Source organism: Robertmurraya korlensis NBRC 107688, assembly GCF_001591645.1.
GTDB lineage: Bacteria > Bacillota > Bacilli > Bacillales > Cytobacillaceae > Robertmurraya_A.
Genome location: NZ_BCVH01000010.1, coordinates 77,461 through 93,880 on the forward strand (window position 1 = coordinate 77,461; position 16,420 = coordinate 93,880).

Annotated in this window: 17 protein-coding genes and 1 pseudogene; 8 read left to right on the plus strand and 10 right to left on the minus strand. The window is 39.0% G+C overall.

The genetic code is table 11. The features are described 5' to 3' along the window. The first annotated feature begins 25 nt into the window (after positions 1 to 25). From BKO01S_RS14385 to BKO01S_RS14405, 5 genes are all read left to right on the plus strand, one after another. Positions 26 to 865 (plus strand): DUF7973 family transport facilitator, encoded by an 840-nt coding sequence (locus tag BKO01S_RS14385; RefSeq protein ID WP_066055267.1) that lies wholly within the window; start codon positions 26 to 28, stop codon positions 863 to 865. Positions 866 to 899: 34 nt separating this feature from the next. After that, positions 900 to 2,066 (plus strand): 1-propanol dehydrogenase PduQ, encoded by a 1,167-nt coding sequence (locus BKO01S_RS14390; RefSeq protein ID WP_066055271.1) that lies wholly within the window; start codon positions 900 to 902, stop codon positions 2,064 to 2,066. A 101-nt stretch (positions 2,067 to 2,167) separates the two neighbouring features. Beyond that, positions 2,168 to 2,944, plus strand: a complete 777-nt coding sequence (gene aroD / locus BKO01S_RS14395; RefSeq protein ID WP_157077380.1) for a type I 3-dehydroquinate dehydratase — start codon at positions 2,168 to 2,170, stop codon at positions 2,942 to 2,944. Between the two features lie 132 nt (positions 2,945 to 3,076). Then, entirely contained in the window at positions 3,077 to 3,538 is a 462-nt protein-coding gene (locus tag BKO01S_RS14400) for a MarR family winged helix-turn-helix transcriptional regulator (RefSeq protein WP_066055555.1), read from the plus strand. A gap of 3 nt (positions 3,539 to 3,541) precedes the next feature. Beyond that, positions 3,542 to 6,577 carry an MMPL family transporter gene (locus tag BKO01S_RS14405; RefSeq protein WP_066055276.1) on the plus strand — a complete coding sequence of 1,012 codons (3,036 nt, stop codon included), beginning with the start codon at positions 3,542 to 3,544 and terminating at the stop codon, positions 6,575 to 6,577. Positions 6,578 to 6,633: 56 nt separating this feature from the next. Here BKO01S_RS14405 and BKO01S_RS14410 read toward each other — a convergent pair. Both BKO01S_RS14410 and BKO01S_RS14415 read right to left on the minus strand, forming a co-directional pair. Continuing rightward, a pseudogene (locus tag BKO01S_RS14410) lies at positions 6,634 to 7,398 on the minus strand (NmrA family NAD(P)-binding protein); the annotation flags it as partial. Between the two features lie 45 nt (positions 7,399 to 7,443). Then, positions 7,444 to 7,896: a MarR family winged helix-turn-helix transcriptional regulator gene (locus BKO01S_RS14415; RefSeq protein ID WP_066055280.1), complete on the minus strand. Its 453-nt coding sequence runs from the start codon at positions 7,894 to 7,896 to the stop codon at positions 7,444 to 7,446. A 117-nt stretch (positions 7,897 to 8,013) separates the two neighbouring features. On the opposite strand from BKO01S_RS14415, the gene BKO01S_RS14420 reads away from it, so the two are divergent. Continuing rightward, complete coding sequence (locus BKO01S_RS14420; protein ID WP_066055283.1) at positions 8,014 to 8,256, plus strand: hypothetical protein; 243 nt, start codon at positions 8,014 to 8,016, stop codon at positions 8,254 to 8,256. 35 nt (positions 8,257 to 8,291) lie between these two features. On the opposite strand, the gene BKO01S_RS25035 is transcribed toward BKO01S_RS14420, so the two are convergent. Further along, on the minus strand, positions 8,292 to 8,426 hold the full coding sequence (locus BKO01S_RS25035; RefSeq protein WP_269748528.1) for a hypothetical protein: 135 nt from the start codon (positions 8,424 to 8,426) through the stop codon (positions 8,292 to 8,294). A 202-nt stretch (positions 8,427 to 8,628) separates the two neighbouring features. On the opposite strand from BKO01S_RS25035, the gene BKO01S_RS14425 reads away from it, so the two are divergent. Next, a complete protein-coding gene (locus BKO01S_RS14425) occupies positions 8,629 to 9,489 on the plus strand; it encodes a GNAT family N-acetyltransferase (protein ID WP_066055288.1) in 861 nt (286 codons plus the stop codon). Positions 9,490 to 9,512: 23 nt separating this feature from the next. Here BKO01S_RS14425 and BKO01S_RS14430 read toward each other — a convergent pair whose 3' ends face one another. From BKO01S_RS14430 to BKO01S_RS14460, 7 genes are all read right to left on the minus strand, one after another. Beyond that, the gene (locus tag BKO01S_RS14430; RefSeq protein WP_066055291.1) at positions 9,513 to 10,262 is read right to left on the minus strand and encodes a (S)-benzoin forming benzil reductase; all 750 of its coding nucleotides are present in this window, start codon (positions 10,260 to 10,262) and stop codon (positions 9,513 to 9,515) included. Between the two features lie 59 nt (positions 10,263 to 10,321). After that, complete coding sequence (locus BKO01S_RS14435) at positions 10,322 to 10,510, minus strand: hypothetical protein (RefSeq protein ID WP_066055294.1); 189 nt, start codon at positions 10,508 to 10,510, stop codon at positions 10,322 to 10,324. Further along, entirely contained in the window at positions 10,503 to 11,627 is a 1,125-nt protein-coding gene (gene spoIIP, locus BKO01S_RS14440; RefSeq protein ID WP_066055297.1) for a stage II sporulation protein P, read from the minus strand. The genes BKO01S_RS14435 and spoIIP overlap by 8 nt, the downstream gene beginning before the upstream one ends. A 91-nt stretch (positions 11,628 to 11,718) precedes the next feature. Further along, entirely contained in the window at positions 11,719 to 12,435 is a 717-nt protein-coding gene (locus BKO01S_RS14445; protein ID WP_066055302.1) for an ABC transporter ATP-binding protein, read from the minus strand. Further along, on the minus strand, positions 12,435 to 13,133 hold the full coding sequence (locus BKO01S_RS14450; protein WP_066055304.1) for an ABC transporter permease: 699 nt from the start codon (positions 13,131 to 13,133) through the stop codon (positions 12,435 to 12,437). Before BKO01S_RS14450 ends, BKO01S_RS14445 begins: the two co-directional genes overlap by 1 nt. Before the next feature lie 17 nt (positions 13,134 to 13,150). After that, on the minus strand, positions 13,151 to 14,017 hold the full coding sequence (locus BKO01S_RS14455; protein WP_066055558.1) for an ABC transporter substrate-binding protein: 867 nt from the start codon (positions 14,015 to 14,017) through the stop codon (positions 13,151 to 13,153). A 10-nt stretch (positions 14,018 to 14,027) separates the two neighbouring features. Further along, the gene (locus BKO01S_RS14460; protein WP_066055307.1) at positions 14,028 to 14,927 is read right to left on the minus strand and encodes a helix-turn-helix transcriptional regulator; all 900 of its coding nucleotides are present in this window, start codon (positions 14,925 to 14,927) and stop codon (positions 14,028 to 14,030) included. A gap of 255 nt (positions 14,928 to 15,182) precedes the next feature. Between BKO01S_RS14460 and BKO01S_RS14465 the strand changes: the two genes are divergently transcribed. Continuing rightward, positions 15,183 to 16,355: an FtsW/RodA/SpoVE family cell cycle protein gene (locus BKO01S_RS14465; RefSeq protein ID WP_066055309.1), complete on the plus strand. Its 1,173-nt coding sequence runs from the start codon at positions 15,183 to 15,185 to the stop codon at positions 16,353 to 16,355. Positions 16,356 to 16,420: the final 65 nt, after the last annotated feature.

Below are 16,420 nucleotides of genomic sequence, written 5' to 3' on the forward strand. Positions count from 1 at the left end.
GCATGATTAAGGGAGGATAATGACAATGAGTTATTCAATTATACTTGCAGCTTTTGGTGGCGGGGTTTTCGGAGCATTAATTGGTGCTTTACCAGCATTTATCTTCACGGGATTAGTAGGACTTATAGGGGTTGCCATCATTGCTGGTGGGGGATCTGATTTGATCTTAGGAAATGTCGTATTCGGAACTTTGCTTGGTCCTCATATTGCATTTGCCGGTGGTGTTGCAGCAGCAGCATATGAGGCAAACAGAAAAAAAGGCCTGTCGAACGGGATGGATATTTTAACTTCACCTAGTACGATCAACAGTGACCCGATGTCACTTTTAGTCGGTGGTGTATTTGGGATTGGAGGATACCTATTAAATTACTTGTTTGGCTACTTAGAAATCCCAACGGACACAGTAGCAATGACGGTATTCTTCTCGGGAATCATTTCTCGTTACGCGTTCGGTCATACAGGGATTTTCGGAACGATACAAAATTCAGATGGAACGAAAAGAGCCTTTTTCCCAGATAAATCTAATCTATTATTTATTGTTATTTACTCATTTGGTTTTGGTGCAGTCATATCGTATTTAGTAGATTTAACACAGATAAATGTATTGGGCTTTGTGATCAGTGCAGCTTTACTAATGTTTGTTCAATTTGGATTTAACATTCCAGCAACACACCATGTCACACTAGTTGCCGGTTATGCAACTATTGCCTCAGGAAGTATTCTTATCGGTACACTGTTCGCTGTCATTGCAGGAGTCATTGGTGAAATTATGGGTCGAACATTTAACAATAACTGTGACACGCATATTGATCCACCTGCAACAACAATATTTCTCTGTAGCTTATTTATCTTTAGTTTTATGTAGGTCAGCGACCAGAGATGATATGGAGGATCATTAGATGAAACAGTTTCTTCTTGGCCCAAAGTTATATTACGGAACCGATTCGTTAGATTATGTACGAAAAATTGAGGCAGACAAAATCTTTATTGTTACCGACGAAATGATGGTGAAGATTGGAATCGTAGAAAAGATAACAAAAATGTTAAGTGAGGAAAAGAAGAGTTATGCGATTTTCTCCGAAGTTGAACCGGATCCTTCACTTGAAACCGTCGAAAAAGGATTAACACTGCTGGTTAAGGAGCAACCAAGTTGTATCATTGCTGTTGGTGGAGGGTCACCCATTGATGCAGCGAAGGCTATGCTTTTACTAGCGATTCGTGTACAAGAGCGAATATCAGGTGAAACCTGTAGGGGTAAGCCCCAATTTATTGCCATCCCAACCACAAGTGGTACCGGTTCAGAGGTAACTTCCTATGCGGTTGTTACTGACAAGAGTAATTGTACAAAAATACCTTTAAGTGACCCACTCATGTATCCGGATATTGCCATTCTCGATGAAGGATTAACAAAGACGGTTCCTCCTTCCGTGAGTGCCGATACAGGAATGGATGTTTTAACACATGCCATTGAAGCTTATGTTTCCAAACAAGCAACTGATATCACGGATATGTATGCTGAAAAGGCTATTAAAGACGTGTTTAAAAATTTATTAAAGGTTTACCGATTTGGTGAGGATTTAGAAGCAAGAGGAAAGTTGCATGTTGCTTCATGTATAGCTGGAATTTCTTTTACGAACGCAGCATTGGGAATCAATCACAGCCTGGCACACACACTAGGTGGTAGGTTTCATATGCCGCATGGCAGAAGCAATGCTATTTTACTCCCTTATGTAATCGCATACAATGCAGGACTATTTGATGGATCCGTGGAAACGTCGAAAGCAGCGAAAAAGTATGCCTCTATTTCCTTCATGTTAGGGTTCCCTTGCGGTAGTACGGAAGAAGGGGTTAAGAGCTTGATCACCCATATCGTTGAATTAAACAAAAAGATGGGAATTCCTTTGCATCTTCAGGAATGTAACATCGATGAAGGAGAATTTGAGAAAGCCTTATCTGATATGGCATGTTCAGCACTTCACGATATTTGTACTACTGGTAACCCAAAGGATGTAACGGAAGAAGATTTAAAGCAGCTATTAAAGGTAGTATACAAGGGAACTTCATGATCGAAGAAAGGGTACTCTTTTTTTGCAGAGTATCCTATTTTTTTGTAGTCTTAAACAGTGATTGTAGGATAAAGTAGAGGATAAGAATGGAGGGACGTAGCTTGACAAATTTCATTAATGTAAAAGATATTCAAATTGGGGTAGGAACACCGAAGATTTGTGTACCGATGACAGGGAGAACAGTGACAGATCTTTTAGCGGAGGCAGAGCTTATACAGTCAAATAGAAATTATGTTGACCTGGTGGAATGGCGAGTAGACTTTTTCAGCGAATTCGAAGACCTCAGTAAGGTTATGACCACACTTTCTTCTATTCATGGGCTTTTGGAAGATCTTCCTCTTGTTTTTACATTTCGAAGCCTAGAAGAGGGTGGGGAGAGGGAGATTCATCCTTCCTATTATTTCGAGTTGAACAAAGCAGCAGCCAAATCTGGTATGGTGGACTTAGTAGACGTAGAACTACGTCATAGGGAAGAGGATATTAATCAGTTACTTTCGGTCATTCATGAGAACGGTAGATTCGGGATCCTTTCTAGTCATAATTTTGCTGCTACACCTTCTAAGAGTGAAATGGTTGAAATCCTTGAAAGAGCTAAAAAGCTAGGAGGCGATATCCCGAAAATAGCAGTGATGCCAACTTCTGCTAGAGATGTGCTAGCACTGTTGGAGGCTACGGTTGAAATGCAAGAAAAGTATCCTGAAACACCTATTATTACGATGTCTATGGCAGGGCAAGGTGCCATCAGTCGTCTATCAGGAGAAGTGTTTGGATCGAGTGTTACATTCGGTGCGTTAAAGAAAGCGTCAGCTCCTGGTCAAATAGAAGTCGCTGATCTTAAACGAACACTGGAAATGATTCATCATAGCTTATTAAAGTAACGAGCCAATCTAGTTGGTTCGTTTTTTTATTGATTGACAGAGATAAGTAACTCACTTATGATAATCGAGTAGATAGTTAAACAGTTGAACAATTAAATGGTGAAACTATTTTTTGGAGGTGACATGTTACTGATGCCAGACCTACGTATAAAGGAAATTGTGAATCAATATATAGCTCTATCTTTTTCCGTGAACAAAATTGGGGAAGCGCTTGTGAAGGAGCAGCTTGATTGTGATCTAACAAGTGAGCAGCATTATACGTTGCGCTACATTTATCAAAATAAATCCTGTACATCGTCAGAGCTTGCAGATGTTTTCTCTGTAAAAAAGAGTGCCATCACAGCTATCATTACTCGATTATGGACCAAAGGATTTATTAAGAGAACGAGAGATGAAAATGATCGTCGAGTGGTGTACTTAACGTTGACTGAGAAAGGCAACGAGCTCTATCTAGAAACAGAAGCAAGAATCCATAACTTGGTTGAGTCGATTATCACCAAGTTTGATCAGCAGGAAATTGAAATGTTTATCAAGTCATACGAAAAATTGCATGATGTACTTTTAGAAACAAAGAAAAATCAACTGGAGGATTAGCCCATGTATGCAATTATTAAAAATAAATGGTTAGTGTTAGTGGCATGGATTGCACTAATTGTGGGGTTATTCATGCTAGCTCCTAACATGGCCGACCTTGTTCGTGAGAAGGGGCAAATTGATGTGCCTGAAGGATATTCCTCCTCATTAGCCTCTGATATTATGGAAAAGGTGCAAGAGCAGGAAGGTGGAGGCGATGATACGCAGGTCGCCCTCGTTTTTCATAGTAAAGAAAAACTAACAGAAAAAGAAATACAAGAAGCCGAAAAGGCGATTCGAGCACTTGAAGACAAAAAAGAAGAGCTTGGCATTACAGAAATTCTTTCGCACTTTAACGAAGAGGTTTTAGAAGAGCAGCTTGTTTCAAAGGATGGAAAAGCGATTCTTACCTCGCTAACCATTGTGTGGAACGATCGTGAACCAAAAGAAGTAAGTGAAGCCCTTTATAAAACTATAGAGGATGTAAAGGTAGATCACGATTACACGAGCAACTGGTTAATCAATGAAGACTTGATGACAAGCTCTCAAGAAGGTCTGAAAAAGACAGAAGGAATAACAGTTGTTTTCATTTTAGTTGTGTTGTTACTCGTATTCCGCTCAGTAGTAGCACCTATCATTCCACTACTAACAGTTGGATTTTCTTATTTGGCAGCTCAATCAATTGTTTCCATCTTAGTAGATAAAGTAGACTTCCCGATTTCAAGCTACACGCAAATTTTCCTTGTAGCTATACTGTTCGGAATCGGAACCGATTATTGTATCCTTCTTTTAAGCCGATACAAGGAAGAATTAACACATCATGAGAATCGTGCGGATGCCATTGTGGCTACTTATAAAAATGCAGGACGTACGGTGTTTTTTAGTGGTTTAGCTGTCATGATTGGATTTGCAGCTATCGGATTTTCAAAGTTTGTACTTTATCAATCAGCCGCAGCTGTTGCAGTTGGAGTAGCGTTATTATTGGTTGCATTATTTACAATTGTTCCATTTTTTATGGCAGTACTTGGTGGGAAAATCTTCTGGCCGTCAAAAAGTACGGCAGAGCATGGAGAAAGCAAATTCTGGGGTGTCGTTGGTCAATTTTCTCTAAAACGCCCTGTTATTGCTCTTCTTATAGTAGCAGTAGTTTGTGTCCCTTTCTTAGTTACTTATGATAGTAAACTATCATATAACTCTCTCGAAGAAATAAGTGGTGACGTTCATTCGATTCGTGCTTTCAATGCCATTGCTGATAGCTTTGGACCAGGTGAATCGATGCCGACTCAAATCGTTTTAAAAAATGACGAAAAAATGGATTCGATGGAATATATCAATTTAGTTGAAGAAATCAGTATGCAGTTAGCACGTGTACCACTAGTAGATACCGTTCGGTCGGTTACACGACCAACTGGTGAACCAATTGAAGACTTCTTAATTGCGAAGCAAGCTGATACATTGCAGGAAGGGCTTGGGGAAGGAAAAGAAGGTCTTGATCAAATTAGCTCTGGTCTAAAAGAAGCAAGTGATGGTCTTGAGAGTTCCGCTCCACAGCTTGAGAAAGCAACAGCTGGTATCGGAGAGCTTGTAACGGGGACTTCTCAGGTGCAATCAGGTTTAACAGAAATTCAAACAAACTTAGCAAAAATTGAAGATGGAATTCGTCAAGGAGCTGCGGGCTCCGCACAAATCAAAACAGAGCTTGGAAATGTAAAATCTGGTGCTGAGCAGCTGTTGGCGGAGTACAAAAAGCTAACTGGTGCTTATGGACAAATGGGAGCTGGCTTAAACGAGCTTTCTGCTGCTCTTGCTTCTACCGAACAGTATTTTGCTGCTTTAGAAACCAATTATCCTGCACTACAAATGGATGAATCGTACCAAAGACTAAAGGGAACGGTTCAAACCGTTCAACCTCAATTAGCGGGAATAGCTAGTGGGATGGCTGAGGCTAATGCTGGATTTGCTGTAATTAATGAGAATCAGCAGAAAATAGTTTCAGGTTTAGAGCAATTTATTGTTGGAATCGACAAACAGCTTGCGGGTCTGAATCAACTTGCAAATGGTCAAGGTCAAATTGTTGATAATATGCCAAAGCTTACTTTTGGTTTAGCCGGAATTCGTGACGGTCAACAACAATTAGCAGCTGGATTCGGTGAGTTAGGCGGTCAATTAGGCCAACTAACTGACGGTTTGAACCAAAGTGTGGATGGATTAAATCAAATTTCGGATGGTCTAGGCTCGGCGCAAGACTATATTAAAGGACTTTCTGAAAATGAGAATGGTGCATTCTATTTACCGCCTGAGGTTCTTGAAAGTGAAGACTTTGTTCAGGTATTAGACACATTTATGTCTGAAGATCGTAAAGTAATGACGATAGATGTCATCCTTGAAGCAAATCCTTATTCTAACGAGGCAATTAATCAAGTCGATAAACTAAATGAAGCGGTAAAAAGTGCCACAGCGAATACAAAGCTTGAAAATGCTGTTGTTGCTGTTGGTGGAGTGACTAGAACCAATGCCGATCTAGATGCGATTTCAGGTGAAGACTACTCACGTACAGTGGTGCTGATGTTAGTTGGTATAACAATCATATTGGTGATTCTGTTCCGTTCGATGATTATGCCAGCATATATCATTGCATCGTTAATTTTAACGTTCTACACATCCATGGGAATTAACGAAGCGATTTTCGTTAACCTACTAGGCTATACAGGGATTAGCTGGGCCGTACCATTCTTCGGCTTTGTCATCTTAATCGCACTCGGAGTTGACTACAGTATCTTCTTAATGGACCGCTTTAACGAATATAAGGACCTATCCATTCGTGATGCGATGCTTGAATCAATGAGAAAAATGGGTACAGTTATTATTTCAGCAGCAGTCATCTTAGGCGGAACCTTTGCTGCCATGATGCCTTCTGGAATGCTCTCTCTACTACAAATCGCATCAATCGTATTAGTTGGATTATTCCTATATGCTCTTGTCATTCTTCCGTTATTTATCCCCGTTATGGTAAGAACATTTGGAAAAGCCAACTGGTGGCCGTTCTTGCGAGAAAAATAAAATATGGAAACCCCGCCCTTGTTGGCGGGGTTTTTCATAGTGTTGAAATAACTCCTTTATATCCACATTTCCCGATAATCCTCAGCATACTGCTTCATAGTAATAGGCTTTCTACCAATCAATTCTTCCATGTCATTTGTTACCTTGGAAGCTGTTCCAAGCTTTGTAGCTAAATAAAGCATCATCATGATATTCGCAAATGTTGGTTCCGTTCCGCGAGCAATTAATGTTCGTCTAAACTCAATGGTACCTGGGTTTTTATATGCTATCTTTCTTCCGAGTTCAACTGATAATATCCGTTCAACCTCATAGTAATCAAGTGCCTCACTACCTGTTAGAGTGTAGGATTTACCAATATGAGTGTCTTCGCACAGACATACAGCAGCAGCTGTTGCAATATCTCTTGTATCAATGAAACTTGTTTTGGCTTTTCCCGCAGGCATATATAGTTCATCCCGAAGCTTGATGTCATCAAGGTGGGTGGTATGTAAGTTTTGCATAAAGAAGCTTGGACGAAGAAACGTATAAGGAATGTGAAACTCCTTAATCATTTTCTCAATTTTTCGATGTGGAACGAACGGATTCTTCTCGACTCCCATTAAAGAAACAAATACAATTTGGCTAATTTTATGAGCTTCTGCTGCTCTTAAAAATGGCTTCATATCTTTTTTCGGATTAGCGAGCTGTGGGGGACGAACAAGAAATACTTTATCTACGTCACGTAACGCCTCATCAAATGTCTTTTCATCCATAAAATTAAACGGAACAACCTCCACATGGGAATTAAGATCCGTTGCCTTTTGGACAGAGTAAACACCTGCTTTAACGAATTTCCCCCGCCGTACACTAGTATTTTTCCCATACCCTCATTCCTCTTCCTTTAAATTTTTTGTCATACGAAATAATAAATGGGTAAGCTGTGAGATCTCCTCCTCTGTGAAATCAACAACCGCAGCCGAAACCGTCTGATCGCTTAGTTCCTCTAACCGGGGGAGGATCTCTTTGGTTTGAGCAGATAATTTTAATATAGAAGCACGTTTGTCTGTAGAATGAGGGTATTTTTCAATATATCCCTTCTCCAACAAACGCTTGATAATTCCTGAAATTGTAGGTTTATCCATATCGAGTCGATTAGCAATCGAAACGGCCATAAAATTATTTTCAGCACCACCCAATCCCTCTAGACGCTCCAAGTCTTTAATCACTGCCCATTGCTGTACCGTAAAATTTTCTTGATCCAATTGTTTCATTAAATGATATTTCATTAATTTTGCTGATAAGGTAAGTAAATAACCGAGATTTGTACAATTATCCATCATCTAAAAGAATCCTCCACGAAAAGAAGTTAGTATACTAACTATATCTATATTATACAACTAGTTAGTGTGCTAATCAATTGAAATACAGTGGATAAGATAGGAGAGGGGACAGATAATATGAAAGAGGTGAGTGAATTGCAAAATAAAGAAGACGAAGTTGCAGCCATCAATGATGCAAATATTGAATTAACTCAAAGACTGGAGGATAGTGAAGTTCATTCATCTGCTCCTGGTGATACGGAAGCAACAAAAGCAAATTTAGAAATCGATCAGGCGCTCTCCCATGATCAAACAGCAGATCCACTTCCAACCCATTTTATGTACAATACACCAGCAATCAAGATTAACCCAAAAAGATAGGTGCTGAAGCATTTTCAGCACCTTTTTTATGTTCATTAATCAAGATCAGTTTTATCATTTTGGTCTTTATTACGTTTGTTTCCTTTGCTATTGTCCCCGCTTCCGTGTAAAACACCATGGTTTTTAGGAGAATTTTGATTTTTGCTGCCTTTATTAAACTTTTTTGTCATGTCATGAGCTCCTTTCAAGTAGGTTCAAAAGATAGTTTGGCTCACAACGGGTTCCTTAAACCATGAAAAAGAAAAAGACCCCCACAAATGGGAGTCAAAGAAAAAGGGGGAATTACACTTGTACTATTATCCTTGCCAATATGTTACCATTTTATACATATAGAGGAAAAATATTTTTAAAATACGATAATGGGGTTATCATATGGAATTCGTGAAGAATTACAAAGACCAAATGACTCTTCGTCACAGCTTTAACAACCTTGCAACGTCTACTTTTGGTATTCAGTTTGAGGAATGGTATGAAAAGGGGTACTGGAATGAACGGTATATCCCGTATTCATTTGTAGTAAAGAACAAGGTAATTGCCAATGTCTCCGTGAATGTGCTGACTCTTCTTATAGATGGTCAAGAGAAAAAAGCAGTTCAGCTTGGAACGGTTATGAAGGATGAGAATTATCGAAACAAAGGGCTATCAAGAATGCTTTTACAAAAAGTAATCGATGATTATGACGAACAGGTAGACCTTTATTATTTATTTGCGAACCGTACCGTACTTGAATTTTATCCGAAATTTGGGTTTAATCGAAAAAAAGAACATCTATTTAGTAAAAACCTCCCATCAACACAACATAACAACTCCATAAGGAAGTTGCACCTAGAAACCGATATAGATGTACTTCGTGACTTTAGTAAAAATAGAAAGCCAGTATCGCAAAAGTTTTCTACTCTACATACAGAGGGAATTAATTTCTTTCATTTTCTACATGTGTTTTCAAACGATCTTTATTATGACGAATCAAATGAATCGATTCTTATCTATCAATTAATAGACGGAGATGTTCATTTGTTTGATTGTCTTAGTAAGAAGGTTGTAAACTTAGATAAGCAAATTCAAACTTTATCCTCGTTAGGGGGAAAAGTGTATCTGCATTTTACACCAGATCATCCTGAGAATTATGAGGTTCATCCAATCGACTCAATCGATGATGTGCTTTTTGTAAAAACAAAATTTTCTCTGGAATTTCCTGCTTATTTTAAACATCCAATTACAAGTCAAGCATAAAAAAAGTAGCTTCAAAATAGAAGCTACTTTAGTAAGTTATTCACGCTATAAATTTTTCCACTTTCAACCTCATCTGTACGAAGCAAATCAATGAGTGCATCGGCAACAAGTTTTGTGCTTCTTAACATCCCATTTTCTTTATAGGCGATAAATTTATTCACTTCTTGGAAGGCGTGTTCTTTTGAGGAACGAATGACCCCCTGCATATCGGTATCCATAATTCCTGGACTATAACCAATAACAGTAGCATTACCTAAATGATTTTGTTCAACTGCAACGGTTTTGGTAAACATATTTAATGCAGCCTTTGTACTACAATACACACTCCAGCCATGAACAGGTCTTTCGGCAGCACCTGATGTTATATTTACAACGGTTAGCTTGCTACCGTTTGCCTTTTGTAAAAAAAGATTCGTTGTGAACATGGGCGCAGCAAGGTTCAGTTGAAGGGCGATTTCAATCGCCTCATGATCTAAGTTCCCAGCTCGGTCTATCGGTTCAACGACACCTGCGTTATTCACGAGTAAGACTTCATTTTCTGTGCTAGAAAAAATGGTTTCCGCAATAGAAGAAAAAGCTTGTTCTGTTTCGCTTCTATTCGTTAAATCACACGATACATGCTGATAAAATAATCCATTATCCTCAGCTAGTTGTTTTAGGGTGATGTTATCAGTTCTAGAGACAGAAATGAGCCCAAATTGTTCTTGAAGAATTCTTTCCGCAATCGATGCACCAAGCCCCTTGGAAGCCCCAGTTACTACAGCATATTTCATTACAACACGTCCTCTCATCATATGATATATTTTACCATATAAGGTAAAAAGTTAACGAATCATAAGTCTTTTTCCGATTGCTGAAATTTAAGAAGCTGATCCTCAATTAAAACGGTAATCGAGGTAATAATCCCCGCTGCAAGCCAAGCAATCGTAATCAGGTGGTAGCCTAACATGAGATACAAAAATAAAGAAGAAATAAAAGTGAAAAATAAATAATGATGTGGGAGAACATGTAATTTATCCATTTACCTTCTCTGCCTTCCAATAGTACTCACTAAAGATCTCCGCAAAGGCCTCAACCGTGTTGTACAGCTCGGTTAAATCATTATCCACTCCTCCAAACTCTACGAGGATTGACCCTGACGACAAATCTTGATTGTAGACACCATTTCCTTCCGTTATTCCTTTTGCAAGAACACCGCGACTCAGGTTCGGATATTTTTCATCAATCATTTCATTTAACTCGGTTGCCACTTTTAGATTCTGTTCGTAATTTTTATTTGCTTTCCCGACAACAAAGAATAGTCTTGCGTAAGATTTTCCATTAATCACCTCTGTTGTTTTGTCTTTACGAAGCGCATCACGGTGAATATCAATGACGTAATTAATTCCATCATTTCGTCCAAGTGCCTCTTGGACGAGCTTCCGAGAAAGATTATAGGAATGATCGGTAGTAAGGTTATTCTCCTTTAATAGGTTCGGCATGCTTGTTGTATCGTGAAGAACACTGATTCCATTTGCATTTAACTCCTCAGTAAGCTTTTTCCCAATGGCAACAATGTTTGCGGATTCATTGTTACTTGTAGCCTCTTCAGGTTCTTTGGCATCTTTTAATAACGGTAAAAATGATTCCCAGCTATGAGTGTGATAAATCATTACGCTCTTTTCTCCAGCTACAACAGGTGCTTGGCTACCTTCAGCCTCTTTCAGCATTTCCCTCGCGATTTCACGTTCTTGTAATAAAATTTCTACGGGTGGAGCCGATTCAATCGGTAGGTTTGTAAAATTTGTGCCGCTACCTGCAACTACGATATTTGTATCAAACACGGTAAAACCTGGAAGTTCTCTTCCGAGAAATGTTCTTGTATCTTCCGGTTGAATATTGGTTGCCAGTTTTAAAGCAAGCTTTGATAAGGAGGAAACAGTAAGGCTCGCTTTTTCAGAATATATATGATGGTTCTCGGATTTTACGAAATAAACCAGCCATTCATGGGTATCAATATTCGAAATCCACTTCTTGACTGTTTCAGAAGTAAAGGCATTTGTATAGGTTGTAGCCAGTCCTGCAAGTAAGAACGTAGCTAGCATGATAGCCAGCCAGCCTTGTAAAAAGGTCCAAAATGATAGCTTTGAAGACTTCATGTCAACACCTCCATAGCTACTATATGAGCCGAGCCACTTTTTCAGAAGAGAAAAAAGAAACAACCCCTATAGAAGAAGGTTGTTAAATCGCTCATAAATTCCATTGCTCTAAAAAACGAGCAGTCATTAAGTTGGGGTAGGAGATCACTGACTCTGTCCTTCCGGACTCAGTGATTCTTCCATTCATTAAAATGGTAAGTGAGTTTGTCATATACTTTATTTCCGTTAAATCATGGCTAATAAAAAAGGTAGTTGTTTTCGTTTCATCAAGTATGGCTTTTAAATCCTTTAAAAGTGTCACCTTGGTTGGAAAATCTAGTGCTGAAAAAGGTTCATCTAAAAACAGGATATCAGGTTCAAGGACCATAGCGCGAGCCAGGTTCACTCTTTGGGCTTCTCCACCTGATAAATGATAGGTATGCTGGGTTGCTAAGTGCGATATTTGAAATCGATCCATCCACTCTTCTACTTTCCTCATGATTACCGGTTTTGATAGTTTCCGAAATTTTAACCCGATGGCAATGTTTTCAAATACATTTGTATTAAATAGAAGAGATTGTTGCATGACGACAGCAAGTTTTCTTCTTTCAAACAGAGGAAGGGTATGAGTGGATACTTCATGTCCGTTCAAAAATATGCTACCGTCAGTCGCTTCTTCCAAAAAGGCACAAATTTTAAGAAGAGAACTTTTACCAGCACCGTTTGGTCCCATGACCCCCATGATTTCTCCTTTCATACATTCGAAATCTGGAATGGATAGAATCTGCAGGTCATTTTTTATATAGGAGATATTTTGGAGTTTCAGCATTATCTTGTTTCCTTCCCTTGCTGTAAAAATGTTAAGAAGAATGTAATGGTAAAGGAAAGAATCATAAGGATAAAAGAAAGAGCAAGAGCAACCTCAAAGTTTCCTTTTGATACCTCCATAACTATAGAAGTGGTCAAAATTCTTGTGTCCCCTTGAATGTTTCCACCGACCATCATGGCGGCACCAACCTCTGCCATAATTCTTCCAAAACCAGCAATAATAGCAGCAAGGATTCCAATTTTTGCTTCTTTTAATAGAATAAGAAAGGCTTGTGATCTTGTTGCGCCAAGCGCCTTAAGGTGGAGGAGTATCTGGCTATCTAGTTTTTGAAAAGCAGAACAAGTTAACCCAATTATAATCGGAAGGGAAACAAGAACCTGAGCACAAATAATCGCTGGTGGCGTAAATAAAAGCGAGTAATCACCAAGTGGGCCAGATCGCCACAAGAGCATGGTTATCCAAAGACCAGCCACAACAGGCGGAAGGCCCATACCAATATTCACTAGTACAAGCAGAAACCGTCTTCCGGAAAAGGAAGTTAACCCTAGTACCCCCCCAAGCGGTAGCCCAATAAAACTTGAAATCATCACAGCTGTAAAAGAAACCTTAAGGGTGAGGAGGGTAATGGTGTAAACATCCTTTTCTCCAGAAAACAGTAAATATAAAGCGTGTGTAAATCCACTGAGTAAAAGCTCCATCTGTGTAACCCTCTTTGTTATTCGGTATAGGAGGTGAAAAGAGACTGTCCGAACTCTTCCTTCCCAAATTCTGAAATTACTTTTTGTGTATCGTCTGAAACCATAAAGTCCACAAAAGCCTTAGCGCCAAATGTATAAACCTTTTCGTGTTTTTCTTTGTTCACCTGCATGACGTGATAGATGTTTAAAAGGTCTTTATCACCCTCAATGATAATAGAGAGATGGGGAAAGTTTTTTTGTTGAGCAAGAAACGTAGCTCGATCGGTTAACACATACCCGCCTTTTTCTGCAGCAATATGTAGAGTTGCACCCATTCCTTGTCCAGATTCAATGTACGACTCCATAGAAGCGGGGTGTCCACCGATCGAGTCCCAAATGGTTAATTCTTTTTTATGAGTCCCTGAGTCATCACCTCTTGAAACAAAAATGCCATTCCCATTGGCGAGGGAGTAAAAGGACTCGGTAATCGTCTTTCCACTTAAACTGGCGGGATCATCACTAGGTCCAACGAGAATAAAGTCATTGTACATAACGCGTTGTCGATTTATTACATCTCCAGATCTAACTAACTTTTCCTCTGATGAAGGAGCATGTACAAGCAACACATCTGCTTCCCCTTTTGTTCCCATTTCTAAAGCTTGGCCGGAACCAACGGCAATTGTTTTTACATGAATGGAGTATTCTTTCTCAAACATAGGTATAAGAACGTCTAGCAGTCCGCTATCCTGTGTACTTGTTGTTGTTGCGAGGATAAGGTCTTTTGTTTCTTCTATTTTTGCATTTGATTTTTTACTAGTGTTACTTTCACAACCGATCATTGTAGAGAGGAAAACAATTAGTAAACAACTAAAAGTAAGGATTTTTTGAAGTAGATTTGTTTCCATAGGAATCCCCTTATTGATAAGAATAAATAACTTTTCCAAAGTCTTCTGTTTTATAGCCTTCTGTATTGCCAAACTCTTGTATAAATGAAGTGAATTGGATGAGATCTAAGAAATGCTGTATGGCAGCTTTATTTTGTTCGGTCCAACGAAGCACCAAGTCGAATTGCTCCTCTGCAAGAGGAATGAAGTCAAGATTTAGCTTTATGACAGCGCTTCTGATACCCATTCCAGCGTCTGCTTCCCCTTGCTTGACTTTAATCGCTGTATGTAAGTGGGTCCACTCTTCATCGTGGTAGCCGTGTATTTGTAGAGGATGGATTCGTTCTTTAGCTAACAAGGAGTCGAATAAAAAACGAGTTCCGGATCCTTTTTGACGATTCACAAACCTACTATTATTTGTTAGATCCTTTAGACAGTGAATATTCTTTGGATTCCCTTTTGCAACGAGTAACCCTTGTTCACGACTAGCGACTCGAATAACGGTTATGGGATCGTGAATGAATAATTGCTTAATAAATGGAAGGTTGTACTCTTGTGAGGCTGGATCCAGAAGATGGATAGCAGCGATATCACATGCACCACGGTATAGCATCATGAGCCCCTCCACACTTCCGATAAAAGAGGGACGAATGGCCAAAAAGTTCGATTGGGAGGTAACATATTTTACTAATGATTCTAGTAAAAAGTCGTGACTACCAGTAATTGAAAGGGAATGGACAGGTTGTTCATGTGAAATGGAGGGAGTTTCTTTATTTTTTTTGAAACGAATTACTTCGCCATAATCAATCCTCATCTTATTACCGATTTTAAATGCTTTTAGTTCTCCTCTTTTCACAAGTTCATAAACCGTATGCCTAGATATTTTAAACAGCTTTGCAACTTCATCGGGTGTATACGCTTCGGTTTCCAATGAAACACCTCCATACCTTTTTATTTACTTTACCTATCAGTAGAAGAGAAAGCTGTGATATTTGTTAAGTTATGTTTGGTTTTGTTAAGTCCTGTAAGGTTCGTTCACAAATTGGCCACAACGCAAAATCGTTACGAAGGATTAGATTTGTGATTCTATGTAAACATTTCCACTTGCAAGAGAATAGTTGTGCTTTATAAGAATTAAAAATATAATGGAATATTGAATACCATGTTTTCAGATGGGAGTATTTTTATGTCCTCAAATCAACAGTCATCGTCTAAAATAGACTTTCATTTAATATTTATCTTAATACTTTTGTTTCTCTCGAGCTGTACGGCAATTTATAGTGCTCAATCGACAGGACAGTATGATTCGAATTTCTTATTAAAACAGATCATTTGGTATGGAATTGGAGTTGGAATCATTGTTGCGGTCATTACCCTTGATTCGGATCAGCTTAAAAAGCTCTCATGGTATGCCTACGGATTCGGTGTATTCTTATTGGCTTTTCTTATTATTGCTCCATCTAGTATTGCACCAGTGATAAATGGAGCGAAGAGTTGGTATAAAGCGCCGTTTATTGGCTCGCTTCAGCCAGCCGAACTCATGAAGGTGTTTATAATCCTTGCACTTGCCAGAGCAATAGGAGATCATCATGAGAAATTTCGGATAAAAACCATTCAGACGGATTTTATTTTATTGGGGAAAATTGTCCTAATCACGATGGTACCGTTACTGCTCGTAATGCAGCAGCCAGATTTAGGGACATCTCTTGTTATGATAGCGATTATGATAGGAATGGTTTTTATATCGGGGGTATCATGGAAAATCCTACTTCCGATCTTTTCAGCAGGGGTCACATTCATCGGAGTCATATTCTACTTAGTGCTTTGGAAACCAGAAATACTAGAAAAGTATCTGGGAGTGAAGGAATACCAGTTTGGAAGAATCTACTCGTGGATAGACCCTTACAATTATCAAAGTTCTACTGGCTTCCAGCTAACCCGTTCTTTGCTGGCCATTGGATCCGGAGAAACGACAGGGAAGGGCTACGGAACAAGGGAAGTATACCTGCCAGAAAGTCATACCGATTTTATCTTTAGTATTGTCGGAGAAGAATTTGGGTTTGTGGGTGCTAGTGTCATTATTAGTTTGTTTTTCTTACTGATCTACCATATTACAAAGGTTGGTATGGAAACGAAGAATGAGTTTTATACGTATATTTGTGTCGGGATTATAAGTATGATTACCTTCCATGTGTTTCAAAATATCGGGATGACGATTGGCCTTTTACCAATCACAGGAATTCCGCTTCCATTCATTAGTTATGGTGGAAGTTCAATAATGGGGAATTTCCTTGCCATCAGCTTAATCTTCTCGATTCGTTATCACCATAAAAAGTATATGTTTTCAAACGACGATTAAAAACCCTCGCCGCTATGGCGAGGGTTTTTTAAGGGGAGTGCTCGATTTCCGTTGAGGGGGGTAAG

What these genes read in the sequence shown, in the direction of transcription:
- BKO01S_RS14455 (WP_066055558.1), bottom strand. Translation starts at nt 14,017, where the DNA reads ATGGAAACAAATCTACTTCAAAAAATCCTTACTTTTAGTTGTTTACTA.
- BKO01S_RS14430 (WP_066055291.1), bottom strand. Translation starts at nt 10,262, where the DNA reads ATGAAATATGCTGTAGTAACTGGGGCTTCCAAGGGGCTTGGTGCATCG.
- BKO01S_RS14435 (WP_066055294.1), bottom strand. Translation starts at nt 10,510, where the DNA reads ATGGATAAATTACATGTTCTCCCACATCATTATTTATTTTTCACTTTT.
- BKO01S_RS14465 (WP_066055309.1), top strand. Translation starts at nt 15,183, where the DNA reads ATGTCCTCAAATCAACAGTCATCGTCTAAAATAGACTTTCATTTAATA.
- BKO01S_RS14425 (WP_066055288.1), top strand. Translation starts at nt 8,629, where the DNA reads ATGGAATTCGTGAAGAATTACAAAGACCAAATGACTCTTCGTCACAGC.
- BKO01S_RS14390 (WP_066055271.1), top strand. Translation starts at nt 900, where the DNA reads ATGAAACAGTTTCTTCTTGGCCCAAAGTTATATTACGGAACCGATTCG.
- BKO01S_RS14445 (WP_066055302.1), bottom strand. Translation starts at nt 12,435, where the DNA reads ATGCTGAAACTCCAAAATATCTCCTATATAAAAAATGACCTGCAGATT.
- spoIIP (WP_066055297.1), bottom strand. Translation starts at nt 11,627, where the DNA reads ATGAAGTCTTCAAAGCTATCATTTTGGACCTTTTTACAAGGCTGGCTG.
- BKO01S_RS14405 (WP_066055276.1), top strand. Translation starts at nt 3,542, where the DNA reads ATGTATGCAATTATTAAAAATAAATGGTTAGTGTTAGTGGCATGGATT.
- BKO01S_RS25035 (WP_269748528.1), bottom strand. Translation starts at nt 8,426, where the DNA reads ATGACAAAAAAGTTTAATAAAGGCAGCAAAAATCAAAATTCTCCTAAA.
- BKO01S_RS14420 (WP_066055283.1), top strand. Translation starts at nt 8,014, where the DNA reads ATGAAAGAGGTGAGTGAATTGCAAAATAAAGAAGACGAAGTTGCAGCC.
- BKO01S_RS14415 (WP_066055280.1), bottom strand. Translation starts at nt 7,896, where the DNA reads ATGATGGATAATTGTACAAATCTCGGTTATTTACTTACCTTATCAGCA.
- BKO01S_RS14385 (WP_066055267.1), top strand. Translation starts at nt 26, where the DNA reads ATGAGTTATTCAATTATACTTGCAGCTTTTGGTGGCGGGGTTTTCGGA.
- BKO01S_RS14400 (WP_066055555.1), top strand. Translation starts at nt 3,077, where the DNA reads ATGCCAGACCTACGTATAAAGGAAATTGTGAATCAATATATAGCTCTA.
- BKO01S_RS14450 (WP_066055304.1), bottom strand. Translation starts at nt 13,133, where the DNA reads ATGGAGCTTTTACTCAGTGGATTTACACACGCTTTATATTTACTGTTT.